Source organism: Clostridia bacterium, assembly GCA_017405765.1.
Lineage (GTDB): Bacteria > Bacillota > Clostridia > Oscillospirales > RGIG577 > RGIG577.
The window spans coordinates 36830-59599 of record JAFQZS010000051.1; the positions used below are offsets into that span (position 1 = coordinate 36830).

Annotated in this window: 20 protein-coding genes, 1 tRNA gene and 1 pseudogene; 8 read left to right on the top strand and 14 right to left on the bottom strand. The window is 48.7% G+C overall.

The window, feature by feature from the left end:
* Positions 1 to 58: 58 nt before the first annotated feature.
* From IJG50_09535 to IJG50_09550, 4 genes are read right to left on the bottom strand one after another with little or no spacing between them, the layout of a single operon-like run.
* Positions 59 to 721: a DUF2344 domain-containing protein gene (locus tag IJG50_09535; GenBank protein ID MBQ3380082.1), complete on the bottom strand. Its 663-nt coding sequence runs from the start codon at positions 719 to 721 to the stop codon at positions 59 to 61.
* Complete coding sequence (locus IJG50_09540) at positions 696 to 2552, bottom strand: TIGR03960 family B12-binding radical SAM protein (GenBank protein MBQ3380083.1); 1857 nt, start codon at positions 2550 to 2552, stop codon at positions 696 to 698. Before IJG50_09540 ends, IJG50_09535 begins: the two co-directional genes overlap by 26 nt.
* Positions 2553 to 2605: 53 nt before the next feature.
* A complete protein-coding gene (locus IJG50_09545; GenBank protein MBQ3380084.1) occupies positions 2606 to 3235 on the bottom strand; it encodes a M50 family metallopeptidase in 630 nt (209 codons plus the stop codon).
* A gap of 18 nt (positions 3236 to 3253) precedes the next feature.
* Positions 3254 to 4288: a M23 family metallopeptidase gene (locus tag IJG50_09550; GenBank protein MBQ3380085.1), complete on the bottom strand. Its 1035-nt coding sequence runs from the start codon at positions 4286 to 4288 to the stop codon at positions 3254 to 3256.
* 158 nt (positions 4289 to 4446) lie between these two features.
* Here IJG50_09550 and folE point away from each other — a divergent pair, with 158 nt between their 5' ends.
* Genes folE through IJG50_09570 form a run of 4 tightly spaced genes read left to right on the top strand, consistent with a single transcriptional unit; the run spans position 4447 to position 7425 of the window.
* A complete protein-coding gene (gene folE, locus IJG50_09555) occupies positions 4447 to 5010 on the top strand; it encodes a GTP cyclohydrolase I FolE (protein MBQ3380086.1) in 564 nt (187 codons plus the stop codon).
* 1 nt (position 5011) lies between these two features.
* Positions 5012 to 5797, top strand: a complete 786-nt coding sequence (gene folP / locus IJG50_09560; protein ID MBQ3380087.1) for a dihydropteroate synthase — start codon at positions 5012 to 5014, stop codon at positions 5795 to 5797.
* A 9-nt stretch (positions 5798 to 5806) separates the two neighbouring features.
* Positions 5807 to 6640: a 2-amino-4-hydroxy-6-hydroxymethyldihydropteridine diphosphokinase gene (folK, locus tag IJG50_09565; GenBank protein MBQ3380088.1), complete on the top strand. Its 834-nt coding sequence runs from the start codon at positions 5807 to 5809 to the stop codon at positions 6638 to 6640.
* A gap of 17 nt (positions 6641 to 6657) precedes the next feature.
* Complete coding sequence (locus IJG50_09570) at positions 6658 to 7425, top strand: TatD family hydrolase (GenBank protein ID MBQ3380089.1); 768 nt, start codon at positions 6658 to 6660, stop codon at positions 7423 to 7425.
* Here IJG50_09570 and IJG50_09575 read toward each other — a convergent pair.
* The 10 genes and pseudogenes from IJG50_09575 to IJG50_09620 all read right to left on the bottom strand — a co-directional run bounded on the left by IJG50_09575 (position 7422) and on the right by IJG50_09620 (position 19071).
* Positions 7422 to 7823 carry a SoxR reducing system RseC family protein gene (locus IJG50_09575; protein MBQ3380090.1) on the bottom strand — a complete coding sequence of 134 codons (402 nt, stop codon included), beginning with the start codon at positions 7821 to 7823 and terminating at the stop codon, positions 7422 to 7424. The genes IJG50_09570 and IJG50_09575 overlap by 4 nt on opposite strands.
* A 5-nt stretch (positions 7824 to 7828) precedes the next feature.
* Positions 7829 to 9400 carry a hypothetical protein gene (locus tag IJG50_09580; protein ID MBQ3380091.1) on the bottom strand — a complete coding sequence of 524 codons (1572 nt, stop codon included), beginning with the start codon at positions 9398 to 9400 and terminating at the stop codon, positions 7829 to 7831.
* The gene (locus IJG50_09585; protein MBQ3380092.1) at positions 9401 to 10663 is read right to left on the bottom strand and encodes a hypothetical protein; all 1263 of its coding nucleotides are present in this window, start codon (positions 10661 to 10663) and stop codon (positions 9401 to 9403) included.
* Positions 10656 to 11543: a diadenylate cyclase CdaA gene (gene cdaA / locus IJG50_09590; protein MBQ3380093.1), complete on the bottom strand. Its 888-nt coding sequence runs from the start codon at positions 11541 to 11543 to the stop codon at positions 10656 to 10658. The genes IJG50_09585 and cdaA overlap by 8 nt, the downstream gene beginning before the upstream one ends.
* 149 nt (positions 11544 to 11692) lie before the next feature.
* A complete protein-coding gene (locus IJG50_09595) occupies positions 11693 to 12817 on the bottom strand; it encodes an aminotransferase class V-fold PLP-dependent enzyme (GenBank protein ID MBQ3380094.1) in 1125 nt (374 codons plus the stop codon).
* A complete protein-coding gene (locus IJG50_09600) occupies positions 12814 to 13062 on the bottom strand; it encodes a DUF3343 domain-containing protein (protein MBQ3380095.1) in 249 nt (82 codons plus the stop codon). The genes IJG50_09595 and IJG50_09600 overlap by 4 nt, the downstream gene beginning before the upstream one ends.
* A gap of 137 nt (positions 13063 to 13199) precedes the next feature.
* Positions 13200 to 14663: a HAMP domain-containing histidine kinase gene (locus tag IJG50_09605; GenBank protein MBQ3380096.1), complete on the bottom strand. Its 1464-nt coding sequence runs from the start codon at positions 14661 to 14663 to the stop codon at positions 13200 to 13202.
* Between the two features lie 10 nt (positions 14664 to 14673).
* Positions 14674 to 15351, bottom strand: a pseudogene (locus tag IJG50_09610) (response regulator transcription factor).
* A gap of 194 nt (positions 15352 to 15545) precedes the next feature.
* Entirely contained in the window at positions 15546 to 16616 is a 1071-nt protein-coding gene (locus IJG50_09615; protein ID MBQ3380097.1) for a trypsin-like peptidase domain-containing protein, read from the bottom strand.
* A gap of 520 nt (positions 16617 to 17136) precedes the next feature.
* A complete protein-coding gene (locus tag IJG50_09620) occupies positions 17137 to 19071 on the bottom strand; it encodes a fructose-1,6-bisphosphatase (protein ID MBQ3380098.1) in 1935 nt (644 codons plus the stop codon).
* A gap of 217 nt (positions 19072 to 19288) precedes the next feature.
* On the opposite strand from IJG50_09620, the gene IJG50_09625 reads away from it, so the two are divergent.
* From IJG50_09625 to IJG50_09640, 4 genes are all read left to right on the top strand, one after another.
* A tRNA-Gln gene (locus IJG50_09625) sits at positions 19289 to 19362 on the top strand.
* 195 nt (positions 19363 to 19557) lie between these two features.
* Entirely contained in the window at positions 19558 to 20823 is a 1266-nt protein-coding gene (locus IJG50_09630; GenBank protein MBQ3380099.1) for a VWA domain-containing protein, read from the top strand.
* A 23-nt stretch (positions 20824 to 20846) separates the two neighbouring features.
* Positions 20847 to 21524, top strand: a complete 678-nt coding sequence (gene cobI / locus IJG50_09635; GenBank protein MBQ3380100.1) for a precorrin-2 C(20)-methyltransferase — start codon at positions 20847 to 20849, stop codon at positions 21522 to 21524.
* Positions 21525 to 21827: 303 nt separating this feature from the next.
* Positions 21828 to 22535 (top strand): hypothetical protein, encoded by a 708-nt coding sequence (locus IJG50_09640; protein MBQ3380101.1) that lies wholly within the window; start codon positions 21828 to 21830, stop codon positions 22533 to 22535.
* Positions 22536 to 22770: the final 235 nt, after the last annotated feature.

Consider the following 22770-nt stretch of genomic DNA (forward strand, 5'->3'; position numbering starts at 1 on the left):
AATATACCATAGAATAATACCATGCACATTAAAAAAAAGCAAGTGTTTTTTAGATTTTTCAGCGAAAAATCTCAATATTTTCATCTAAAAACTCTATTCTTCTGTAAAAAACGTCGCTAAATTCAATATTAAGCCGCTCGCTTACGGCGCGAATAACATATTCGGGGTTTAAAACGTCCTCGGGACGGCTCGAAAGCGCCGTCTCAATACGCACGGAGTTTTCGTCCTGTCTTATTACCGAAAATCCGCGCGACTTCTCCATTAAGTCTACCTCGCTTACGGTGCGCTTCGTCTCCTTTGTTATCATAAGGCTGTTCGACAAAAGAAGCGTCCTTATCTTAGAAAGCTCGTCCTCCGTAAGAGGCGAGGCTTTCTCGGCTGTTATCTCCCAGCGCGCAAAGCCTATCTCTTTAAACTTCTTTACCGGCGCGCGGCAGTCCGTTATCTCGATCCCGCCGGGCATGGCGAGATTCAAACGCCTTATTATCTCGTCGGCGCTCTCACCCGACAGCACCTCGAAATCGACGCGCTCGCACACGCTTTCATATCCTAACGAAAGCGGGACTCCGAACACTATATAAGCGTGAGGATTAAAGCCCTGTGTGTATTTCACCTTTATCCCCGCGCGATTGAGCGCGCGCACGAAAAGGCGCGATATGTCAAGATGCGAGATGAATACGGCCTCGTCTGTCTTTTTAAACGTCAGTCTTACCGGTCCCACAAAGCTCACCTCCAAACGCCTGTTTTATGCCGCAGCCCGCGCAGCCGTCGCGGCAGTTCGTGCTTGTTTTCCCAAGCTTTGAAAGCTCGTTTTCACGCATGAGAAAGCGCTTTGAAACGCCCACGTCTATATGATCCCACGGCAGAACCTCATCATAGCTTCTTTTGCGGTTGGCGTAGAATGCGGGGTCGATGCCGCATTCTTCAAACGCTTCCATCCATTTTTCAAAGTCGAAGCACTCTCCCCAACTGTCGAACATACACCCCTTTTCGACGGCGCGAAGAATAACGCGCGAAAGCCGCCTGTCGCCGCGCGCAAACACCGCTTCGAGATGGCTCGTCTCATCGTCGCTGTAGCTTATATGTATCTTTCTCGATTTTACGGAGGATTTAAGGTGTACGTGCTTTTCGCGCATTTTTTCGCGCGTGTCCTGCGCCATCCACTGAAACGGTGTAAACGGCTTCGGCACGAACGCCGAAACACTCACGTTTATCATTATCGACTTTTTGGGCTTGTCCCCTTTTTTCGCACCGAGCGCAAGTACGGCGAAGGCAAGCTTTCCTATGCCGTCTATATCTTCTATTGTCTCCGTAGGCAGCCCCGACATGAAGTAAAGCTTTATAGTCGTATTGTTTCCCGTAAGGGCGATGCGGCAGGCGTTAAGTATCTGCTCCTCTGAGATGTTCTTGTTTATAACGTCTCTGAGCCTCTGGCTTCCCGCTTCGGGGGCGAACGTGATGCCGCTCGTTCTTACGGCCGTCGTTTTATCAAGGAACTCCTTCGTGAACTGGTCGGCGCGCTGCGACGGAATGGCAAAGTTTATCTTGTTCTCCTTCGACCATTCGAGCATCCTGTCAAGAAGCTCGTCTATGTGCGAATAATCGCTCGTTGAAAGCGAGGCTAGCGATATCTCCTCATAGCCGCTCTGCGCAATGAGATCGCGCGCAAGCTCCATAAGCGTATCTACGCTTTTTTCTCTCACGGGGCGGTATATCATGCCCGCCTGGCAAAAGCGGCAGCCGCGAAGACAGCCGCGGAACACCTCCATGTTCACACGGTCGTGTACTATTTTTATGTTCGGCACTATTACGCTTCTCGGCGTATATACCTTGTCAAAATCTTCGATTATGCGCTTCTTTACAGTTTTCGGCACGTCGGGAAATTTAGGGCTAACGGCCTTAACCGTTTTGTCTTCGTTATATCTTACGTCGTAGAGCGAGGGAACGTACACGCCCTCGATATGCGATATGCGCCGAAGATATTCCTCCTTCGTCATGTCGGAATGCTTGTACTCCCTGTAAGCCGCTATCATTTCGCCCATTATCTCCTCGCCCTCGCCCATCATGGCGAAATCGAAAAAGTCGGCTATAGGCTCCATATTATATGCGCACGGCCCGCCCGCGCAAACTATGGGGTCGTCCTTCGTGCGCTCGCTTGAAAGCACGGGTATGCCCGAAAGCTTCAGCATCATCACGATATTTGAATACGACATCTCATATTGAAGCGTAAAGCCTATAATATCAAACTCCGATACGGGCGTTCTGCTTTCCATGGAAAAAAGCGGTATTCCCTCTTTTTTCATTTCGGCTATCATATCGGTCCACGGAGCGAACACGCGCTCGCAGGACACGCCCTCCATATCGTTCAAAAGCGAGTAAAGTATCTTTATTCCGAGATGCGACATGCCTACCTCGTAGCAGTCGGGAAAGCAGAAAGCAAAGCGCACGTCAACTCCGCTTGGATCCTTATGCACGCTTCCGAGCTCGTTTCCTATATAACGCGCCGGCTTTTGCACTCTTAGCAGTATGCGGCGCAGCTTTTTATCGATCATTTTGCCTCTCCAATGAAAAGTTTATTAAAGTTATTATATAATAATCGCGGCCGTTATACAAGCTCTTCAAATCGGCTCACGCCATATAATAAAAACAGTGATATAAGAATGAGCGAAATGTTGTACCCCGTATGATAAAGCAATATGCCTCCCAAAACAAAAAGCGTAAGCGACGCCGAAAGAGAAATATAGAACGCAAGGAAACGCGCATGTTTTTCATCGTATCTCTGATAAAGCGCCGACAAAAGCATGACCCCTCCGTCGAGCGGCCATGCAGGTACGAGATTTAAAAGGCATAATATTAAATTTAAACCGCAAAAAAGAGATAAAAACCGGCTCTCGCTTCCCGAAGCGTAAAATGCATACGAAACGGCAAACGCCGCAGCGCTGAAAAGCGGCCCTGCGGCGGCGATAAATATGTCATGGCGAAATCCCGTGAGTCCCTTTCTGTGAATGGCCGCGCCCAGCGCAGTAACGCTTACCTTGTCCACCTTAAAGCCCAAAAGTTTTATAACAGTCAAATGCCCCGCTTCATGAAGCGCCGCAGCCGATATGAGCGAAAAGAAAACTATAGCGTTTCCGCCTACAAAAAGCAGTAAAAAAAGCGCTATCGCAGACAACTGCAGCTGCACACGACCGAATGTAAGGCACGCTCCCAGAGCCGTTTTTATTCTCTTTGTCATTTTTTACGTCTCCTTTTGTCAGTCATAGATGAACTCAAAATAATTTTCGGGATTAAGTATCATCATATCCTTGTGAAGCTCAAAGTGAAGGTGAGGTCCCGTTGACCACCCCGTAGAGCCCACGCGCGCCACTGTCTGCCCTGCGCTGACGCTCTCACCCTCCGATACGAGCACCTCGCTTAAATGACCGTAAAAAGTGCCTATACCGTGATCGTGATGTATTATCATGTTTATTCCGTATGCCTCGCTTTCGGATACCTTGGCTACAACCCCGTCTGCCGGTGCAAGCACTGCATACCCTTCCGGCGCGCCCAAATCAACGCCGTAATGAAACGATTCTTTTTTCGTAACAGGGTTTATTCGCGGACCGAATTTTGACGTAACGTGCCTGTCAACGGGAATTATCAGCTTTATGGGCAGTATAAGATTGTCGTTGCAGACGTTTGACGGCAGCTCCTCACGCGCCTCCCCCGTATCGCAGTCATAAGCTTCCGTTGCCGCTCCGAAAAGCTCGACATCGCTTAACGGTTCTATCATTTCCGTATACTTCCTTGACGAAAGATTTACCGCGTAGTCGGAAACGCTCATCTCCCCGTCATACGCCTCTTCCTCTTTTGGCGTATCGTACGATCCTTTGGGCACAGACTTTTCTTCGCTTTGGGTATCATGATCAGATTTTTCTTCGCTTACGGCGCCCTCACGTCCGGAAAACACAGCTACCGTCGTTCCCGCTATCTCGCCTATACGCGAGGATACTCCCGAAGCAAAAACTTCAACATCCTCAGCCGTCGTCGTTGCCCCCAGCGTATCCGATATCGTTTCACGCAGTCGCTCCGCCGCCGGATCGTGCGCATTTTTTAAAGCAAGCGCCAAAAGAAAAATAATGACGCAAACAAAAAATCGTACGGCAGTTTTTTTGGCAAACGACATTGGTGCTTTTTCTTCATCTTTGCGCATACTGCCCGCACCCCGTTCATATGTACGCATGCCTTCCGTTCTTTGGCGGCGTCTGCTTTCGTATCTTTCATACCCGCTTTCTCTTTTGCTGCTCATAGCGTCACCCCGCGTCCTTTTTTGAGTCTTTCTTAAAATGATATACTATGTCTATTAAACCAAGCGTCGAATTATGCTCATACAAAAAAATTGACACAAAAAAAGGATTAACGTATAATCTAAGAAAACGAAAAACAAAAGAATCGAGGCGTTTTTTCATGGATAAACAGCGTATAGAAAACGCAGTACGAGAGATACTTATCGCAATCGGCGAAGACCCCGACCGCGAGGGCTTACTGGAGACGCCGAAGCGCGTTGCCAACATGTATGAAGAAATATTCGCTGGCATTGAATGCGATATAACAAAGCATTTTAAAGTTTTTGAAAACGAAAATTACGACGAGCTCATCGTCGTCAAGGATATACCGCTTTACTCGATGTGCGAGCATCACCTGCTGCCCTTTGTCGGCACGGCCAGCGTGGCATATCTGCCGCGCGACGGCAAGGTGCTGGGGCTTTCCAAGATCGCCCGCATAGTTGACGACGTATCAAAAAGGCCCCAGCTTCAGGAACGGCTTACAAAACAGATCGCAGACATTATCGTTGAGGCCGTAGATGCGCGCGGCGTTGCCGTAGTCGTTGAGGCAGAGCATCTTTGCATGACTATGCGCGGAATAAGAAAACCCGGCAGCAAAACGGTTACAAGCGCGCTTCGCGGCACTTTGCGAAGCGACGCACGCACGAGAAGCGAGGCTCTTTCTCTTATTATGAAGGAGGCTTAAAATGGAGATGGAAGAAAGAAAAATGCCTGTTTTAATGGGCATTTTAAATGTGACGCCCGATTCGTTTTACGACGGCGGTAAGCACTATTCTTTAGACTCCGCCGTGCGCCATGCCGAAAAGCTCATACTCGACGGAGCCGACATAATAGATATAGGCGGCGAATCGACACGTCCGGGATCTACGCCCGTATCGGCGTCGGAGGAACTCAAACGTACAACAGAGGTCGTAAAGCGCGTATGCGCGCTGGGCGCTTTGGTATCGATAGACACAACAAAACCCGAAGTTGCGCGCGATGCGCTGTCTTTGGGTGCGTCGATAATAAACGACGTAAGCGGCAGGGTGAACCCCGAAATGGCGGCGCTTGCAAAGGAATACGGCGCGCGCCTTGTAATAACGCACGCACCCGCCGATATCGACGAGGAGATAAATATAGTAAACGATGTTCTCGAGTTTTTCGAAATGGCCCTTTCGGACCTTTCGTATCTTGGCTTTCCGCCCGAAAACATCATATTCGATCCGGGCATAGGCTTCGGAAAGACCACTGAGCAGAATTTCGACGTCTTACGCAATCTGTACGAGCTTAAAACGCTGAAAATACCGATATTGCTCGGCGCGTCGAACAAATCGTATATTAAAAACACCATAGGCGCAGATGAACAAAGCCTTAATATCGGCAACACCATAACAATAGCGGCCGCATTGCGCGACGAAATTGACATGATAAGGGTGCATGATGTTTCTCATGCAAAAAAAGTATTTAAAATGTGCGCAAAGCTTGATATATGAGGTATGCCAATGTTTACGATATTTATAGACAGGCTCAAAGTCTTCGGACACATAGGCGTATATGACTTTGAAAAAAAGAACGGCCAGAATTTTCTTATCTGGGCTCAGGCCGACATAGACGACGAGCGTCTTTGTGACGATATTGAGACGAGCGTAGATTATACAAAGCTCGTTTCCTCACTTGAAGGCCTTGTAAGAGATTCGAGGTGCGATCTTTTAGAGGTATTTTTAAAAAATGCTCTGAAAGAGATAATGTGCCGCTTCCCCAGCATAGTAAAAATGCGCGCACGCATTTGCAAGGAAAGCGCGCCGATAGACGCCGAGCTTTGTGCGGTAGGCGTAAGCGCCTCGTTAAAGAGAAGCACGGTCTATCTTTCGCTCGGTTCAAATATAGGCGACCGCACGGCAAATCTTAAGACTGCCGTCGCAAAGCTTGGCGCGCTTGAGTCAACGCGCGTAGAAAGCGTATCGAATGTTTATGAGACCTCTCCCGTGGACTGCGGCCCGTGCGATGATTATCTTAACTGCTGCGTAAAGGTATCTACGCTTTTGTCTCCCCGCAGGCTGCTTCATTTGGTTTTGGAAACAGAAAGCGAAATGGGGCGCGAGCGTCCTTATAAAAACGCTCCGCGCGTGATAGACATAGACATGCTTCTTTACGACGACGTTATATCTCTTGATGAGGAGCTTATTCTGCCCCATCCGCGAATGCTCGGGCGCAAATTCGTGCTCGTGCCGCTTCTTGATATATACGACTCCTCGCTTGAGCGAAGGTTGTATTTTTCCGATGCGCTGTCCTGTATAAACAGCGAGGATACTGTCAAATACTTTTGCAAACTATAGCCCAAAGGAGGCGCTTTATGCATTCCTGCGATTATTTCGACGTACACAATCACATAGAGAACTACGGCCCATATGAAAATATGCATGTGCTTTTAAACGGCGGCTCAAACGAAAAGATCGGCCTTCTTATGATGGCTATGGATATGCCCACTTATCTTGAGGCGGCCAAGATAGAAAATAGCTCTGATAACGCCGCAGCCGCCTTTGGGATACATCCGTGGCGCGCGCATCTTTATCACGACCGCGCCGATGAATTTGAAAAATACGTAAGTCAGGCGAGGATAATAGGAGAGATAGGCCTTTGCGGCAAATGGGCCCCGAAAGAGTCGGAGCCGTATCAGAAAGAAGTGTTTGAAACGCTTCTCGCGCTTTCAGAAAAATACGACCGTCCCGTAAGCGTACATACCGTAGGACGCGAGGCGGAATGTCTCGAAATGATAAAGGCCTTTGGAGTAAAGAACGTATGCATACATTGGTTCCACGGCGATATCCCCATGGCGAAAAAGTATCTCGACTTGGGCTGTTACTTCTCGTTGGGGCCTGACGTCGGCTTTTCGGACGAAGCGGACGAGCTTGCGCGCTTTCTTCCGCGCGAGCGCATACTTATTGAAACGGACGGCGCGGACTGCTTCGCCTGGGCGAGAAAATGCGAAAAATCGCCGTGGCAGTACGAGCCTTCGGCGATCATTGACGTATATTATCACGCTGCAAAAGTGCGCGGGGAAAGCCTTGATACGCTTTCGATTTACGTAAAAGAGAATTTCTTCGCGTTCACGCGGTTTTAAAGCACGTGGGTTATAACGGGGATATTGCCCTTCTCTTTCTGCTTTTTGCTGTAACGCATCGTTATTATCACTTCTACTGCGGCCAATACAAGTCCTAAAAGGGCGCATAAGCCCTCGCCCATGCCCAAAAGATAATATCCTATCGCATATCCCGCAAAGAAAAGTAGTATCGGCAGCATATACACGATAAACGCGCGCCGCACGATTATACCGTCGCCCTCGAGCGCGACGAAATCGCCTACGGAGGCGCGAGCGTCGTTTCGTGCGATTATCGTCGTTTCGCCTCCGCCGCAGCCTACGCATTTGCTGCAGTCGTGGCCGCATGCGCCTTCTCTTACTATTTTCACTCCGGCGTAATCGCCGTCAAGCGATACGACCAGCCCCTCGTTATATAACATACCGTTCACCCTTCCAGATTTTTAAGAATTTGCATGGCCGTGTTCACACCGTCCACCGCTGCGCTCATTATACCTCCGGCATAACCTGCGCCCTCTCCGCACGGGTAAAGACCTTTCACATCCGGCGACTGACGCGTATCGTCTCTTATGATGCGCACGGGCGCGCTGGTGCGTGTCTCAACTCCTGTTATTACGGCGTCGGGAGATGAAAAACCCGCAAGCTTACGTTCAAAAGCCATAAGCCCGCGTTTTAAGAATCCATCTATATTCTTTGGAAAAAGCGCAGAAATGTCGGCTTCACACGTTTTGAATCTTATAGACGGCAAAACGCGGGTAAATTCGTTTTTCCCCGTTCCCATATATGCGCCCAATGTAGAAACGGGCGCGCGTCCCTGTGCAAGCGAATATGCGCTCTTCTCAAGCCTGCGCTGGAAATACATGCCCGCAAGCGGCCCGCTTCCGAAATCCTCGGCGGATACCGACGCAACGACGGCGCTGTTTGAGTTTACACCGTCGCGCGCATGCCTGCTCATTCCGTTTACGGCAAACGCGCCCTCCTCCGACGATGCGGCCACCACTTCTCCTCCCGGGCACATGCAAAATGTGTATACGCCTCTGTCTCCCTCACGATACGAAAGCTGATACTCGGCGCTCTTTAAGTTTTTATGCTCCGCAAATCGGCCGTACATGGCCTCGTCGATATCTTTTCTTAAATGCTCTATGCGAAATCCCACGGAAAACGGCTTCGGCATTATGCTTATCCCGCTTTCGTAAATATGTTCATACATCTGCCGCGCGCTGTGACCCGTAGCAAGTATCAGCGTGTCTGTTTCAATAGTGCGGCCATCTTCCGTAAAAACGCCGCATATGCGTCCATTTTTTGTAATTATCTTCTCTGCCCTGCACAAGAACCGCACCTCGCCGCCCAAAGATATTATCTCGCGCCGTATGCTCTTTATAACATTCGTTAGTATATCGGTACCTATATGTGGTCTTGCAAGGTAAAGTATCTCTTCCGGCGCGCCGTGAGAGGCAAATGTCTTTAAAACGAACTCGCATACCGGGCTGCCTATGCGAGTGGTGAGTTTTCCGTCCGAAAAAGTACCGGCGCCGCCCTCTCCGAACTGTATATTTGTATTTATGTCAAGCTTTCCGGTTCGCATATATGTGCGAACCGTCTCTATGCGTGCATCGGCGTCGGCTCCGCGCTCGATCACTACAGGGTGAAGGCCCGCGCGCGAAAGCACCAATGCGGCAAACATCCCCGCAGGGCCGAATCCGCAAATTACGGGACGGCAGGCGTCATGCGCGCGTCTGATCTTCGGTATGTCGAGCGAAAATTCGCTCCTTACAGACGCGCCTTTTATGGCTTTTGCCGCCTTTTGTTCATCTGTGCGCATAAAAAGCCCCACCGAATAAACAAAATTTACGTTCTTGCGGCGCGCGTCAACGCCTTTTCTTACGATGAGAGCGCGTTCGCATTCGCTTCGTCGGCTGCCGAGGCGTGAAAGCGCCTCTTCTATCGCGTCGCCGTCGTCCGCGTCAAGGCTTTTTCTTATATCGCTTATAACAAGCATCTATTTCACCTCTGCGCTGATCGTATATGTTCCCGTAACTGCGGCGTTGCTGTCGGGGTCGTCTGTCTGCAATGTTACTTTTACAGGTATCTCATACGTGCCTGCCTCAGCGCCGAGTCCCGAAAAATCGGCTTCGGCAGAAATGTTGTCGGCCATTACTGCGGCAAGCTCGTCTATACTGCCGACTACTATTACGTTTACCGTATCGGACGATACCGTGATGTCGTCGGGCGAAAGCCCCGTTTCGCTTATTCCCGACATATCTATTTCAATATTTTCAATTGATTTTGACGCATATCCTTCAAGCGGCGTGTTCACATTTGCATTGTCCTGAGGCGTCTGCGCCGTTATGCGGGCCGACGTTACCTCGCTTGATATCGTTACTCCCTGCGGTACGGGAATAGTGAGATATACCTCTCCGCCTTCAATAAGATTCTCCGCATTAACGCTTCCCACGTTTATTTCGCTTACTGCGTCGACCGCTTGTGCGCTTCCCGTTATCTCAACGCTGTCCGGCGTTATGGTAAATTCCAGCCTTTCGTCTGCTTCTCCCGTTATATCGAATGTCAGCGGCACTGTCTTTCGCCTGCTCATTTTTATTTGAGCTGCGGCGGTCTCTGTGCTGCACGTCACGTTTTTAGAGCGTACGCGCTCACCCTCCTTATTTATAAGCGCGATCTCGCCTTCATACGTCATGTCTCCGGCCGCATTCGTAACGTCCACATAAAGCGCCGCGTAAGAAATATAATTTACCTCACTTACGGGGCCCGTAACTCTTACATAAGACGGCGTTGCCGCAGTTTCGTCTATCACATACTCTGCGCTGTGAGTACCCGAAAGCACGACCTGTACGGGAACGCTTGCCGTAGTCATCTTGGAAAACGTATACGAAAGACGCGTCGGCGTATAATTTACAAGCCATACGTTATCTCCGGGCACATATACGTTTACGGGCAGAGCATACGTTCCCTCCTCCGTTATCGAATTTATGTCCACGGTAGCCGTTATTTTGCTTGCATCGTATTCGACGAGCGCGCTGTTTCGGCCGCGTATCCTTACGTCGATAGTCTGAGACATTCCCTCCGTTATCGCAAGGCCTGCGTTGTACGGCACTGATCCTTCGGTATTGATAGTTACCTTTACGGAGCGTATATCCTTGTCTCTTTCGGGATTTTCGCTGTTAATGGCGTATGCCCAGATTATCACTGCCAGAATTACAGAAACTATTTTTAAAACAAGAGGTTTTTTTAAAAAATTATTCATCCTTGGTTTTATCCTCTTTCTTTTTCTTTGGATTGAAGAAATCGATGAAAATATCCCTGAAATCCTTCTGCTTTGTCATGATCTCGTCTTGCGCGATAAGCGCGCCCTGAAGCTTATCGCTGAGTGCGGCCGCGTCAAGCCCTCTCGTCAGTACGCCCTTTTGGGCGAATGATATCATGCCGCTTTCCTCAGATACCACAACAACGACGGCGTCACTCGTCTCGCTTGCGCCCAAAGCCGCCCTGTGGCGTGTTCCCAGCTCCTTATTTATGCCGCGCTGCTGCGAAAGCGGCAGTATGCAGCCCGCCGCGGCGACTAAGTTCTCGCTTATGATCGCCGCTCCGTCGTGAAGCGGAGCCTTCGGATAGAAAATGTTCTGCAAAAACTCCTCGCTTACGCGCGCATCAAGCCTCGTACCGGATTTGGCAATATCCTGAAGATACGTTTTTCTTTCAAATACGATGAGCGCGCCTATATGTGCTTCCGACATTTTCGCCGCGGCCTTGCATACGCTTTCGATAACGGCAAGAGTTTCGGCATTCTCGCCGCTTTCATTTCGTGTAAAGAACGAAAGCCCCCATCCGCGCGTACCCACGCTTTCAAGCATACGCCTAAGCTCGGGCTGGAACACGACGATAAGAGCAAGCAGGCCTATCTGCATAAGATTTTTAAGTATGTAATTGACGGCGTTAAGCTGCAAGAACGCACTTACCTGCATAACGACGAGCAGAATCACGATACCTTTTAAAAGCTGGCTTACTCTCGTGCCCTTGGCGTATGTTATTATTTTGTATATTGTAAAAGCGACAATGGCTATATCGATTATGTCAATGATGGATATAAGTCGTATATAGCTCCATATGTTTTCAAACAAACCCATATATCGATCTCTTTTCAGCGAATTGTACCTGCACGTCCAAACGCGCCCGATCGGTACATATATATTTACATAATAACATAATTATATATCACGTTGCAATCAATATATGAAAAAATAGCTTGAGAAAATCTGCGAAACGCAAATAACGCCTATGCGATGCTTCGCACCGCCCAAATAAGCCGCTCGGCCTCCTCAAACGTATTGTATATGCCCGCGCTCACTCTCACCGTGCCGCATTCAAGCGTTCCCGATGACTTGTGCGCAAGAGGCGAACAGTGAAGACCGCTTCTTACGCATATTTCCAGCGCGTCAAGACGTGCTGCAGTCTCCTCAGAGTCTATGCCTTCTATATTAAACGAAAAAAGGCCGGCCGTGTTTTGTGCGCGCTCATAGATCGTGACGTTCGGCAGTTTTGAAAGCTCGGTCTTAATAAATGAAATTATGCTTTTTTCGTGCTCGAAGATCTTCTCAACGCCCAAATTTTCAATAAAGCCCATACCCTCGCCGAGCGCTATTATTCCCGGCGTGTCGTGCGTTCCCGCTTCAAACCGATCGGGAAGATACTTGGGCATATCGGGTGAAACAGAGTCGCTTCCCGTGCCGCCGTGTATGACAGGGTTTATATCAACGTCGGAGTTTACGCACATAAGCCCCGTGCCCTGCGGACCCATAAGCCCCTTATGTCCCGCACAGCAAAGTATGTCGATATTATCGTCTTCCATATTTATTTTAATGCTGCCCGCCGATTGAGAGGCGTCCAATATCGTAAGGATACCATGCTTTTTTGCATCTTCAAAAATACGACGTATCGGCAAAATGTTTCCAAATACATTGGAAATATGTGTTATGCACACGGCGCGCGTTTCTTTCGAAAATGCCGCCCTGAAATTTTCACATGTTTCGTCGTCGCTGAAAGCTATATGCACTATATCTATCTTTACGCCGCAGTTTTTAAGCCACATCGCCGTTCGATATACGGCGTTGTGTTCCATATCGGAGATCACAAGTCTTTCCCCCGGTAAGATCGTGCCCTTCAGCGCTGTATTTAAGGCGTGAGTGGCATTATGCGTAATTACCGCGCCGCAAGGTTTGGGCATACCGAAGAACTCCGCCGCCCGCTCGCGCACCTCGTATATCTTTTCGGCGGCGCGCAGGGCGGGCGCATATCCCGAGCGGCCTACGCCGCAGGAAAACGCGCGCATGGCCGTTATATGCGCGTCATACACGGACGGAGGCTTTTGAAGAGAAGACGCCGCACAGTCAAAATATATCATGCATCTATCCTCCGCGCCTCTTCTCCCAAGACCTCATATATGCCTTTATATGACGCTTTATGTCGTTTTAAAACGGACATGGCTCGTTCAAGCTCGCTGTGTTTTATCCTTACGGCGAAGCCGCATCCCGTGTGCGATATAAAGAAAGGCGTCTTTCGCACAGAGGCATATATAGCGTTCGACTCAAGCATTTTCATGATCCTGCCCGCCTCGGTCTGCGATACGACGTGTATGAGTATATACATAAATACCACCTCGGTATCATGATATGAACGCGGCGCACGACATGTGAAACAAAAAACGAACTCGGCAGTCGAGGCCGTAAATACGGCTTTCGTGAATATAAAAAAGGAAGGGGCTTCCCTTCCTTTTTATAATGCTTTTATTTGATCTCGCTCGTCTCTTTCGCCTTAAGCTCGAACCAGAACGTGCTGCCCTTCCCCACTTCGCTCGTAACTCCGTAGCGCGCGCCGTGCTGCTCAAAAATGTGCTTCACTATCGAAAGGCCGAGGCCCGTGCCTATATGCGCGCGTTTATGCGTTTTGTCTACCTTGTAGTATCTGTCCCATATATAAGGAAGGTCGCTTTCGGCTATCCCCTCACCGGAATCTATGACGCTGACGCATACGGTATCGTTCTTTACGCTCTGCACGATCCGCACGCGCTTATCTTTTCCCGAATAATTTATCGCGTTGTTCACGAGATTATATACTACCTGAGCCATTCGCGTCTCGTCTGCGTCAACGTAAACGTTCTCGGTCCTCTCGAAATCTATCGAGTATCCGTCGCGGCTCACGAGCTTTCCGTAGCGGCCCAGTATCTCCTCTATCATATCGGTAAGGCAAAAACGCTCCACGTTGAATACCTGCTCGCCGGACTGAAGCTTAGATATGTCGAGCACGTCGTTCACAAGCTCCGACAGTCGGCTCGTCTCGTCAATGATTATCTGGATATTCTCCGCCGTATTCTCGCCCGGGATGTCGCGCATCATCTCGCCGTATCCCTTTATCAGAGTAAGCGGCGTGCGAAGGTCGTGGGATACGTTGGCAATAAGCTCACGCCTCAGATTTTCCACCTTTGACAATTCCTTTGAGGCATGGTCGAGCGTGTTTGAAAGCTCTTTTATTTCGAGAAATTCTTTGCCGTTTACCGAAAAGTCGGCTTCATAATCGCCCTGCGCCAGCATTTTCGCCGATTCGTTTATCTTCACTATCGGCTTTGCTATGCGCTTTGATATAACTAGCGCCAAAACGAACGCAAGCAATATCATTATCGCCGTGATTATGATAAGCTGTGTGCGCAGCGTATTTACGGTGGCGTTCACCGGCGATATCGTGGAGTTCAAGAGCACGAGGCATTCGCCGCCGTCGGCGGTCTTAACTATGCGCGAGTATATGAGCGACGCGCCCATTCCTCCGTCGCGTCCCGGCGCTCCTTTGCGGAAGTCGTCCTCGTCGTAGTTTCTGTCAAAAAACGCCTCGCGCGAGAATATCTCCATATGCTCGCCTCCGCTTTCAAGGGTTCTTGCGTATATCTCCTCGATAATGAACGCCGGCAGCTTATGGATAACGCAGTCCGGCAGTATATCTATCGACAACTTCTGTTCGAACGACTGATCGTAAACGGCTGCGCACATATTGCCTTCTCTCGCAATGCGTATCGCCAGATCCTCAAGCTGCTCGTCGTCTATATTATGCTCTATCGTTTCCGCCGCCTTCTGTATCTCATAAATCTTTATCTGCTTGTAAAACGAGTCCAAAAGCACTATCTGAAATATCCACAGACACGCAAGCACGACTGCGGCAAAAATTATAAACTGGATGAACACCTTCCATTTAAGGTGCATATTCCTGCTTTCAGGCTTCAAACCTGTATCCAACTCCTCTCAACGTGACGATAAGCCCCGCATAAGGGCCGAGGCTCTTTCTTAAAAGCTTTATATGCGTGTCTAGCGTTCTGTCGTCGCCGTAAAAATCGTATCCCCACACATCCATGATAAGCTTCTCTCTCGAAAGAGCAATATTTCTGTTCTTTACCATGTAGAACAAAAGATCGTATTCCTTTGGAGACATACTGGCGCGCTCATCGTCTACCGTAACTATGCGCCCCGTAAAATCTACGCAGAGCCCCTTGAAAGTAAACACGTCTTTTTCCGGCGCATTCTCACTTTTTGAGGCTGCTCGCTTTAATACTGCGCTGACTCTCATCATAAGCTCCTTCGGCGAGAACGGCTTTACAACGTAATCGTCTACTCATATTTCAAAGCCGTGTATCCTGTCGTACTCCTCGCCGCGCGCCGAAAGCATGATTATCGGCGTGTCCGCGTGCTTTCTTATTTCCTTGCAGGCAGAAAAGCCGTCAAGCTCCGGCATCATAACATCCATGATGATTATGTCGAAGGTCGTTTTGCGGCAAAGCTCCACGGCCTCCATGCCGTCTTTCGCCTCTACTACGCTGTGTCCCTCAAAAGTTGCGTATTTCTTTATTATCTCGCGTATTCTTTCCTCGTCGTCAACTACTAAAATGTTATACATAATATCCCTCTTCAGTCTTTTCTTTGATGTTATTGTATCATTTAATGATCCATCAGTAAAGCTTCAAAAATGATCCTGCGCGCAAAAAAATCCCGTAAAACGACAAAAACGGCACTTAAGCCGTTTTTGTCGTGGAGCGTCTTTCGCTCCGATTTATGTTAAAGAAAGGAAGGGTAAATATGAAAATGTCAGTTTTATTTAAACGTAACGTCAAAGCTCAGCGTCTCGTCGCCTCGCTTTACGACCATCGTTGCGGTATCTCCCTCGGAATGCGTCTCCACGAGGTTTTTAAGCTGGGTGCCGTTTGTCACTTCCGTTCCGTCAAAGCTTACGATGTAGTCGCCGGACTTTAGCCCCGCGGCGTCTGCAGAGCCGCCCGGAGTAGTTTCAAGAATATACGTTCCGTACTCCTGAACTCGGTAACTCATAGCCGTGCGCACGTCGTTTATATCTATCAGCATAACTCCTAGCACCGCTCTTCCCGGTACGCGGCCCGTGTTCATAATGTTTTCGACTATTTCTTTTACATCGTTTATCGGTATCGCGAAGCCGAGCCCCTCTATACTCGTTCCGGCCGACTTTGCGTTGACTATACCGACGAGCTGTCCTTTGCCGTCGAAAAGTCCGCCGCCCGAGTTGCCGGGATTTATCGACGCGCTTATCTGCATAAGGTTCATCTTCTGTCCGTCGATCGCGATCTCGCGGTCAAGCGCGCTTATTATGCCGTCCGTGACCGTGCCGCCAAGCTGTCCGAGCGGATTGCCTATGGCGACTATGTGATTGCCGACTCTAAGCTCATCGGAATCGCCGTAGATCGCAGTCGTAAGATCGCTTGCATCTATCTTTATCACCGCTATATCGCTCTGCTCGTCTGAGCCTATAAGCTCTGCGGCGTACTGTTTGCCTGAAGTGAGCGTTACGCTTATTTTTGACGCTCCGCTTATAACGTGATTGTTCGTTATTATGTAGCCGTTTTCGGAGATTATAACGCCGCTTCCGGCGCCCTGCGTCACGTACTGGCCGAACCAGTAGTCGAACACCGTCTTTTCCGTCGATATCTCAACTACGGAATCGCTTACGAGCGCCGCTATATCCTCAGTACTGAGCGACTGTCCGGACTGCATGTTCTGTCCTTCAAAATTCGTCTCAACGGCCTGATATATTACCTTCGGTTCGAGCGTGGGATCGTTTTTTATCATTACCCTAGTAGATATCGCGCCGCCCGCCATGCCTAAAACGAGCGACCCTATCATGCATGCTGCCATAACGCCCCTCGTGATAGGTCTTTTTTCTTTCTTTTTTACGCCGCCGTTATCGTTCTCTTTATTAAATGAAGACCTGCCGTCAGCGTAGTCCCTCGAATATCCCTCGCCGTCCGTATCGCGGCTTTGGCTTTGCGCCTCGTTTGTTTCAATATACTCTCCGCCGTAATAAGCGTTCTCTTTGCCATCTTCGCCGCCTTGGTGATCATATGATGTGTTTTCTTCGCTCGAAGCATCGCCGGTTTTGCTATATCCTCGTTCGGCGCCGCTTTCTGCGCTGCTTTGAGAACTGCAGTCTTCGCCTTCAGAATAATTGCTTCTCTCTTCTCTATCGGCATTCTGTTCATTATTGCCAGAAGTATTATCAAAAGTATCGTAAGAGTCATTCATCGTACAGCCTCCTTTGCCTGTTTTTATCTTACGCTCATATCATAAACCGCCAATGTGACGGTTTTTTGAAGTTAATATGAAAAACAGGCGAAAAAAACTACCTTCGTTTTGTGAAGGTAGTTTTTCGTTATGACTATTTGAACAGCTCTTTTATTCTGCCGCTTCTATACGCTGCTAAAAGCTCGGTAAGATCGTCTATCTGCGCCTGCAGCCTTACGCCGACGTCGGTGTCCGCTACGCGAAGTCTTCTCTTCGTCTTTATCTGTATTACCTCGGTCGAGTAGATGTCGGCTTCGTTCTCTATCGCCTCCTGGCGCGACTTGAACGCCTCATGGGAAACAAGCCTTATGCTGTATGAATTGTATATGAGCGTATATCCGGCGATACCCGTTACCGACTGGTAAGCCTTTGACATGCCTCCGTCGATATCCATAAGGCGTCCTCCGGCCTTTATCGGGCTTTCGTCCTCTTTGACCTTTACGGGAACGTGACCGTTTATTATGTGCGTCGTCTCCTTAGACATTGAGAACTCCTCGCAGACCATATCGCATAGAGCGTCGCTGTCGCGCAGCTTGAAGTAGGTGTTGTTCTCTTCCTTGTGAAGCGCCTTATCCTTTGCTATGTAGCGCTCCAAAGTGGCCATTTTCTTTTTGCCGAAAAGCGGTGATTTCGGGCCGTTCCAAAGATACCACATCATATCCATGCCCTGCTCTTTTTCGCGGCTGCCCTCGGGCGCGTAATATCCGCGTCTTACTATCTTCTCCATCTCTTCAAGCAGCGCCCTGCCTTTATACGGTACGCCGTCTATCTCCACAGACGCAAATGTACCGTCCTTATTGAGCGGGATACAGCCGTGGAACAGAAGGTTGCCGTTATACTTTATATACATACCGCCCTTTGCGAACATAAAGCGAATATGCTTCTGGAGCAGGCGGCTGTTCTTAAAGGAATTGCGGAGCTTTACGACTATGTGCTCTTCATCGGGAGTAAGCTTGTAGGGGTCTTTCGGGTCTATCGTCGGAAAATCGCAGTCCAAAAGCTCGTATTCCTTGCCGTCTATACGTATTACCTTTTTATCGTAGTCGATAAGATGAAGCTGCGCGCGGTCCTCCATCTCGTATTCGGGATGACGGCGTATCACTTCGGCCTCCAGCTTGAACTGTATCACGGCCATAGCCTTCTGCATCATAGCGGCCATACCCGTAAGCTCAGACTCGGCGTTCTTCGGTATAAAGCGCGAAATGTCGGTATTTCCGTATTTGTCGAGCGCGAATTTTGCAAGCGGCAGTAGGTTTATGCCGTAGCCTTCCTCAAGGCAAGCCATATGGCTGTAACGCAGCGAGATGCGCAGTACGTTCGCGATGCAGGCGTCGTGTCCCGCCGCGGCGCCCATCCAGAGAATGTCATGATTTCCCCACGTTATGTCAACCGAATGGTGATTTATAAGCGCGTCCATGACCTTGTCGGGGCCGGGTCCTCTGTCGAATATATCGCCCAGCACGTGAAGATGATCCACCGCAAGGCGTTTGATAAGCTCGCACATGGCGTAAATGAAGGAATCGGCGCTGCCTATGTTTATTATAGTTGAAACGATATTTGCGTAATACTGCTCCTTATTGCCCAGGTCGTCCTGATAATTCAAAAGCTCGTCGATTATGTAGGCGAAGTCGGGCGGGAGCGCCTTACGCACCTTGGAACGAGTATATTTTGAAGAAACGACGCGCACGACCTCAATAAGGCGGTGAAGCGTTATCTTGTAGAACTCATTAAGATTATCCTGTTGCGTCTTTAATATCTCAAGCTTCTCCTCGGGATAATATATCAGAGCGGCAAGGCTTTTTTTCTCTCTTTCTGTGAGCTTGCCTTCGAACAGGTCGTCGATCTTTGCGCGGATAACGCCCGACGCATTATTCAGAATATGCGTGAAAGCGGCGTCCTCGCCGTGTATGTCGGACACGAAATGCTCCGTAGCCTTCGGAAGGTTCAAAATGGCGTTCAAATTGATTATCTCCGTTATCGCGCTTTGTATGTTCGGATACTTTTCCGCTAAAAGATTAAGATACTTCATACGCTTTCACGTTCCTTTCCTATGAGAATTTAGCCGATTTATTCTAATCATATTATGATAATACTCTAAAAAACGCTCTTTTTCAAGACAAGCCTGCAAAACATTATTTTTTATGGAAACCAACGCGCCTTGTGCGCAGATACAGAAAAAAATTAAATTTTTTCGTCTCTACTGCTTGACAAATCAAAGTATGTGTTGTATTATGAGAAAGTCGTAAAGCGGGATTGTGTAATGGTAGCACGACAGACTCTGACTCTGTTTGTCTGGGTTCGAATCCTAGTCCCGCTGCCAAGTTAAAGCCCTTGAAAATGTGGATTTTCAAGGGCTTTCTTCTTTTAACTATAAAGATCGCAAAAATGAAACGTCTCAGTTTGACCCGCGTATCCCCCGCCGCTTCGCTAAAAAAGTTTCGTATATAAAAATGCGAAACTTTTTTCATTTTACTTTCGTCTTTTAAGACAAACGCTTGTAAGGAGGGTCAAAGTAATGAAATCAAGAAAAAAGATCTTAACGCTCATTTCTCTTATATTATCACTCGTTATGCTGTTTTCGCTTGCCGCCTGCTCCATTTGGGAAAAAGAAGCCGAGGATGACGGCGCAGATTACGCTGTCCGCGAAGAAGCCTCCGAAGCAGGCGGAGACTACTATCCCGCGTCTGCATCGCATACGACGGATACGGGCAGCGGGCCCTCTGACACTTCCGCACCTGCACCCGCCGACGCCATATACGTCGATCCGGGCGAGGCCTTCGTGCTTACCGCCGGAGAATGGAACGACAACGACAACTGGCCGTTTTTTACGAATCTTGTAAATTCAGGTGCCATTTCCTTCCCTTCCTACGGCATAGACCCGCGCGGACGCATAAAAGTTACGCTCACCGATGATTCGGGCATACCTCTTGAGGGCGAAAGCGTCGTCATGTCAGATGACGGCGGCGTGCTGTGGACTGCCCTGACGAATAAGAACGGCGTTGCATACCTTTTCTATTATGACGGCGAAACGCCCCGCACCGTGTCGGCAGGCGGAGCGTCGGCGGAAATATCATATGAAAGCATCCCGTCCGATGACGCTCAAAGCCCGTCTGTTATGCGTGCGTCAGATGAGATAAGCCTTGTCGGCACGTCTTCTGCACAAAAGAAGACACACCTTCAGGTCATGTTCATCGTTGATACTACGGGCTCCATGAGCGACGAGCTTACGTATCTTCAGAAGGACTTTGCGTCTATCGCATCCGACACAGGAAGCGACAACATAACCTACAGCGTGAACTTCTACCGCGACGAAGAGGACGAATACGTGACTAAGACGAACGGCTTTACCTCCGACGTCTCCGAAGTGTCGCGCCTGCTCATGGCCGAATACGCAGACGGAGGCGGCGACCTGCCCGAAGCCGTTGCACAGATTCTCGACGAAACGATAACGCATAATAACGACTGGAGCGACGAATCAAGAAAGCTTGCGTTCCTGATTTTCGACGCGCCTCCGCACTCGCAGTACGACGCACTTATCGATGAAGCCGTTCGCTCCGCCTCCCAAAGAGGCATAATGATGATTCCCGTCGTCGCATCTAACGCTGACCGTGACACGGAGCTTTTCGGCCGTGCGCTCGCAATTTGCACTAACGGCGACTACGTCTTCCTTACCGACGATTCGGGCGTGGGCGAAAGCCACCTCGAGCCCATAATAGGCGATTACACGGTCGAGCTTCTTCACGATATTATCGTGCGTATCATAAACGAGAACAAGGTATGATACAATAAAAAAGGGAGCGTAACATGAAAGGGATATTATACGGAATAGGCACAGGACCGGGCGACGGCGAGCTTATGACATTAAAGGCCGTGCGTCTTATAAAAGAAAGCGATATAATTGCAGTCGCCGCATCTTCAGCAGAGTCGTCAATATCATATAAAACGGCGCTCTCGGTCGTGCCCGAGATGAAGAATAAGCGCGTTCTTCTTTTGCGCGCCCCGATGACGGGCGACAGGGCGCGCATTATGAGCATACACACCGAAAACGCGCGCAGGATAGAGTCGCACCTTGACCGAGGCGAAAACGTGGCCTTTCTTACGCTGGGCGATCCGTCTATATACAGCACCTTCGGCTATATCCGCGACGCGCTCAAGGCCGACGGATACGAGACGCGCGCCGCAAGCGGCGTTGCGTCGTTTTCCGAGGCCGCCGCGCGTCTCGGGATCACGCTTGCATCGTGGGACGAACCCGTATTTATAATACCGGCAGGACGCGCGTATAAGCTCTCCTTCGATAAAAAGGGCGCTTATGTGCTTATGAAGCCCCAAAAGAACATAGGCATAGTAAAAGCCGCTCTCAAAAAAAGCGGCCGAAGCGTTGCGGCCGTTATGAACTGCGGCATGGATGGCGAAACGATCTGGCTTGATATCGACGATATCCCCGACGACGCGGGGTATTTTACGGTGATCATAGTGAAGTGAGGAGCAAAAGATAATACCCGCCGAAGCTTCTGCTTCGGCGGGGAGCACGGATGGTGTTTGTCTTCTGAACCGATTAGCTTATATAAAGCCGTCCTCTCATCAAATTGAAATTGTTTTTATAATAACTAATTATTGCAATGTTAATTTATTTCATGCATAATAATATATGATCAATATTGCCATTCAAGTATTGTCAAAAAGCTATGCGTAATAAATGAAGTGTGCCGAACCTTTTCTCGTAGCAGTATTTTAGGAAAAATCGGAAGAAACTAAAAAACAATTGTTGAATAGAGGTCGTGCAATATGTTTAAACGAATATTATCCACTCTTTTGGCCGTTCTTTTTAGCTTTGCCCTATGCGCTTGCTCAGTTGAAATAAACATTAATTCCAAAGAGGATTCAGACTCGAAACAGGAAAGCACTCAAACTTCACCTGTTCAAACGGAACATTCTTATGAAACTAAAAACGAATCAACAAGATCATCGGGAAGAATATCGCAAGAACGAGCTGATGCAATAATGGAAGCCGTACAAAAAGACGCTGATAACCGTGCTGATATCTACTATAACCCTCAAGCGAAGCAGTACGCATATATAGCCGACCCTGATACAGCAAGCACCGTTCCTGTTAAAAATGGAGAATTCTTTATTGTCCCTTATTCTGAACGAATTGCGCCGTTAACAGTATCTGTGAAAGGTGAATACGCATATTATGTATATCTTAAAAGTTTATCCGCCTCAAAGAATGACAATATGGCCTTTTATGTGTCTCCAAATTCAACGGTTGACGTTAAGGTACCTATTGGAACATATCAAATATACTATTGTTGCGGTGAAAAATGGTATGGATTGGCTTTGAAATTTGGAGAACAGACGCAGTACTATAAAGTCGAAGAAAACTTTTCCTTTTCTAAAGATACGAATAATGCTTACGGATATACATTAGAGCTTTTTGCACAGCCCAACGGCAACTTAGCAACTCAACCCATAAATGAATCAGATTTTCCTTGATAAACAATGGTATTTAATTAGTGCAGAGAGATATCTCACTCCGTTTGAAGAAACCAACGCAACTATTAAAAAAGGAAAGAAATAGTTTCACAAATGGAGGCCGTCCCGAAAATTGTGTAAACCTCCGATAAGGTGTAAAATAGAAGCACCATATTGGAGGTTTAATTATGAGCAGCAGAAGAAAACGCAGTTCCGAGGAACGAGCACGGAGGGAGAAAATTCGTGAATTGCTGCA

What these genes read in the sequence shown, in the direction of transcription:
- IJG50_09540 (MBQ3380083.1), bottom strand. Translation starts at nt 2,552, where the DNA reads ATGATCGATAAAAAGCTGCGCCGCATACTGCTAAGAGTGCAAAAGCCG.
- IJG50_09545 (MBQ3380084.1), bottom strand. Translation starts at nt 3,235, where the DNA reads ATGACAAAGAGAATAAAAACGGCTCTGGGAGCGTGCCTTACATTCGGT.
- IJG50_09550 (MBQ3380085.1), bottom strand. Translation starts at nt 4,288, where the DNA reads ATGAGCAGCAAAAGAGAAAGCGGGTATGAAAGATACGAAAGCAGACGC.
- folE (MBQ3380086.1), top strand. Translation starts at nt 4,447, where the DNA reads ATGGATAAACAGCGTATAGAAAACGCAGTACGAGAGATACTTATCGCA.
- folP (MBQ3380087.1), top strand. Translation starts at nt 5,012, where the DNA reads ATGGAGATGGAAGAAAGAAAAATGCCTGTTTTAATGGGCATTTTAAAT.
- folK (MBQ3380088.1), top strand. Translation starts at nt 5,807, where the DNA reads ATGTTTACGATATTTATAGACAGGCTCAAAGTCTTCGGACACATAGGC.
- IJG50_09570 (MBQ3380089.1), top strand. Translation starts at nt 6,658, where the DNA reads ATGCATTCCTGCGATTATTTCGACGTACACAATCACATAGAGAACTAC.
- IJG50_09575 (MBQ3380090.1), bottom strand. Translation starts at nt 7,823, where the DNA reads ATGTTATATAACGAGGGGCTGGTCGTATCGCTTGACGGCGATTACGCC.
- IJG50_09580 (MBQ3380091.1), bottom strand. Translation starts at nt 9,400, where the DNA reads ATGCTTGTTATAAGCGATATAAGAAAAAGCCTTGACGCGGACGACGGC.
- IJG50_09585 (MBQ3380092.1), bottom strand. Translation starts at nt 10,663, where the DNA reads ATGAATAATTTTTTAAAAAAACCTCTTGTTTTAAAAATAGTTTCTGTA.
- cdaA (MBQ3380093.1), bottom strand. Translation starts at nt 11,543, where the DNA reads ATGGGTTTGTTTGAAAACATATGGAGCTATATACGACTTATATCCATC.
- IJG50_09595 (MBQ3380094.1), bottom strand. Translation starts at nt 12,817, where the DNA reads ATGATATATTTTGACTGTGCGGCGTCTTCTCTTCAAAAGCCTCCGTCC.
- IJG50_09600 (MBQ3380095.1), bottom strand. Translation starts at nt 13,062, where the DNA reads ATGTATATACTCATACACGTCGTATCGCAGACCGAGGCGGGCAGGATC.
- IJG50_09605 (MBQ3380096.1), bottom strand. Translation starts at nt 14,663, where the DNA reads ATGCACCTTAAATGGAAGGTGTTCATCCAGTTTATAATTTTTGCCGCA.
- IJG50_09615 (MBQ3380097.1), bottom strand. Translation starts at nt 16,616, where the DNA reads ATGGCAGCATGCATGATAGGGTCGCTCGTTTTAGGCATGGCGGGCGGC.
- IJG50_09620 (MBQ3380098.1), bottom strand. Translation starts at nt 19,071, where the DNA reads ATGAAGTATCTTAATCTTTTAGCGGAAAAGTATCCGAACATACAAAGC.
- IJG50_09630 (MBQ3380099.1), top strand. Translation starts at nt 19,558, where the DNA reads ATGAAATCAAGAAAAAAGATCTTAACGCTCATTTCTCTTATATTATCA.
- cobI (MBQ3380100.1), top strand. Translation starts at nt 20,847, where the DNA reads ATGAAAGGGATATTATACGGAATAGGCACAGGACCGGGCGACGGCGAG.
- IJG50_09640 (MBQ3380101.1), top strand. Translation starts at nt 21,828, where the DNA reads ATGTTTAAACGAATATTATCCACTCTTTTGGCCGTTCTTTTTAGCTTT.